Source organism: Microcystis sp. M049S2 (assembly GCF_020245625.1).
GTDB classification, from domain to species: Bacteria; Cyanobacteriota; Cyanobacteriia; order Cyanobacteriales; family Microcystaceae; genus Microcystis; species Microcystis ichthyoblabe_A.
In genome coordinates this window covers 1-2,689 of record NZ_JADBUN010000100.1, presented here as the reverse complement: position 1 = coordinate 2,689, position 2,689 = coordinate 1, and the positions used below count along the sequence as shown (strand labels likewise).

Below are 2,689 nucleotides of genomic sequence, written 5' to 3'. Positions count from 1 at the left end.
GGAAAATTGTCTCATCAATTTTTTGATAATTGACCACTGTTACATTTGGTAAATCGAGGAGTTGATCAAAATTTATCCACATAACCCACCTCCTGTTCTGTGTTACTATTATACCATGCTCACACAGAACCTAGAAGAGCCCCTGTCGTCGGGAGGGGACATCAGAATAATAGAATGACCTCGCAGGTCTGGAAGCGGAACCCTTAGAAATCGAAGAGCCAAAGTGCAAGGGTTTTGAGTCCCTCGGCTCGATTTCTCAACGTTTGTTTCTGGCACTTTTTTATCCAAAAAAGTGCCAGAAACGTTTTTTTAATAAGGCTTCCAGTAATTTTCAGCAAGCCTTAATTAAGGAGGTTCAAGTTATTGAAATAGTTTCAAAAGCCAACAAAAAAAATAAATTTAAGGTAAAAATTGAACTTAAGAATGAAGAAATAGACAAAAAAAGACAAGAATTAGGAAGATTTATTTTAGCAACAAATATTGTAGATGAGCAAAAACTTAAACCCCACGAAATACTAAAAAAATATAAAAATCAACCAAGTTTAGAAGTCGTTTAGAAAGTCTCCATTAGATTAAAGTCGATAAAAAAGTGATTTATCCCAGCAGTAATTTTCCTAAGAGATACCCTAAACAAAAAAATCGCTTGCCACAAGAGCGAGGGAATAACTAATAGTAAACGACTAACAACTAAACCCTAATATTCCCATCTTGTGGATGACTTTTTGGCGACTGGGCTTCTTGATCAACTTTTGACGGACAATTTAGTAAAGTGATGGTTTTAAAAGTCAGACAGAGGAATAATTCCACAGGCTTGAATTTTACTTAAAACGAGGTGAAGTTGCCACAATAACCAATTGCCAACTCTCCAGAAAGCGACGGAGTTTTGATTGTCAGCAACCTCGGCCGATGGATAACAAAGATTTTCCTCAAAAATCAACCAATGAACGGGTAAATGACCGAGGGGAGAATTCGGTTCTAATTGAAAGTTTAGTTGCTCATAATTGAGCCATTGACCTTCCTTTCGCCAACCTAAGCGATCGCCAAGTTTCTTTTGGGTTTCATAATCCACTAAACCACCGAGACTAGAGAAAATGGCCTGCTGAATACTAAACCCGAAATGACCATTACTATAATGCAGCCAAAGTTGATCAATTTTTTTCAGTTCTGAACAAGGTAATTGAGCAATGTCTTGAGGATAAACCTCATTCCAGTAGGTCTTACCTAAAATTTTTAATAGTAGTTTGGTCGTTTGGCGATCAGCCGCTTGCCACTGTTGCTTTCTTAGCAAATCTTGTAATTGATTATAATCAAGATCGGCCGATTCTTGAGTTAAGATACTTGGGGAAGTCGGGGGATTTTTAGAACTAGAAGATTTGTCAAGATTGTTTTGATTGAATTGAGAGACAACTATTGCCAGGGGAGTTTTGGGGATAGTGTCTTTTTGACAAGCCTCTTGTCCCGCTAAATGATCAGATAATTTATTGATGGTTTTTTCTAGGGAAATAAATTGTTCTGACCATTCACTTTCATTGAATAAGTAATCATTAAATTGATCAGAGGAAAAAGCCTCTTTTAACCTTACTTCTTTCTCGTAACCAGTCGCTAGAAAATTTAGGAAAAACTCAGAATTCATTGCGGTATCTGACGTTTCTAAGAGATCAGGCTGAGGTTGAAAAATATTATCTACCAAATACTTAATTTCTCCAACTGTTGCATAAAATTCTTCGTCCACCTTAATGACTTCTTCTATTAATAATTGAAAAGGAGCAAAATAGTCCTGTAAGTAGGTTTCAAAATTAATCGCATTTTGGGCAAGATCCGCAATTTCTTGGCGAACTCTTTGAGATTTGAGTTGATAATGATTTAATTCCTCATAAGTTTTGAGTTCTTGAATAATTGCTTGCACAATTTTTTTCTGCTTTTGAGTATCCTCGGCTAATTTCTGAACTCCTTCCCCTAGTAATTTAGTTTTTCTCAACATCAAAAAAGATGTTTTTCCCAGTAGCAAAATTGCCCGAAAATTTTCCTGTTTTTCTAGCTTGAGTTGATTGAGAATATTTTGATTATTATTATTTTTAATTTCTAACTTTATTCTCTCGTAGTCTAAGATTTTTAATTCTTGATATTTTTGGGAAAATAAAATTTTGAGATTGTCACTGAGTTGTAGTAAAAAACGATAATATCCGTCTTGATAGATTTCTAGTCCGTTAATTAATAAATTATAGTCTTTAATTAATAACTGAGTCTCGATCAAGATTTCTTGTTGAGTAATTTTTTCTTTTCGTTTAATAATCTTACCAAAATAGTAATGGTATCGAACTCCTTCTTGAATTAACTTCCGACGTTCTTTGATGATTTTCTGAAAATTCTTTAAGTATCTATTTTTAAAAACAGGAAGTTGATAGCTTTGCTCATAAATGGCAATTTTTTTATAGGTCATCAGATGTGGAGAGTTCCTATTTAGCATAGCTATCTTAGACCAAAAAATTCCTCAGTACTTAGCAATAATCATCCGCTGCTCCCAGCTATTACAAGAGGGAGCAATACCTAATTAAACATTTTCAACTTCAACAACAACTGGTTCCTTTTCAACAACTGGTTCCTTTTCAACAACTGGTTCCTTTTCAACAACTGGTTCCTTTTCAACAACTGGTTCCTTTTCAACAACTGGTTCCTTTTCAACAACTGG

General features: G+C 34.7%; 2 protein-coding genes. One reads left to right on the top strand and one right to left on the bottom strand.

Annotated elements, in window-relative coordinates; all coding sequences use genetic code 11:
* Positions 1–263: 263 nt before the first annotated feature.
* Positions 264–557 (top strand): hypothetical protein, encoded by a 294-nt coding sequence (locus IM496_RS08665; protein WP_194017167.1) that lies wholly within the window; start codon positions 264–266, stop codon positions 555–557.
* 221 nt (positions 558–778) lie between these two features.
* Here the strand turns inward: IM496_RS08665 and IM496_RS08660 are convergent, their stop codons facing one another.
* Positions 779–2,440 (bottom strand): GUN4 domain-containing protein, encoded by a 1,662-nt coding sequence (locus tag IM496_RS08660; RefSeq protein ID WP_194017168.1) that lies wholly within the window; start codon positions 2,438–2,440, stop codon positions 779–781.
* Positions 2,441–2,689 lie beyond the last annotated feature (249 nt).

Coding starts and splice junctions, on each gene's coding strand:
- IM496_RS08660 (WP_194017168.1), bottom strand. CDS start 2,440: ATGACCTATAAAAAAATTGCCATTTATGAGCAAAGCTATCAACTTCCT.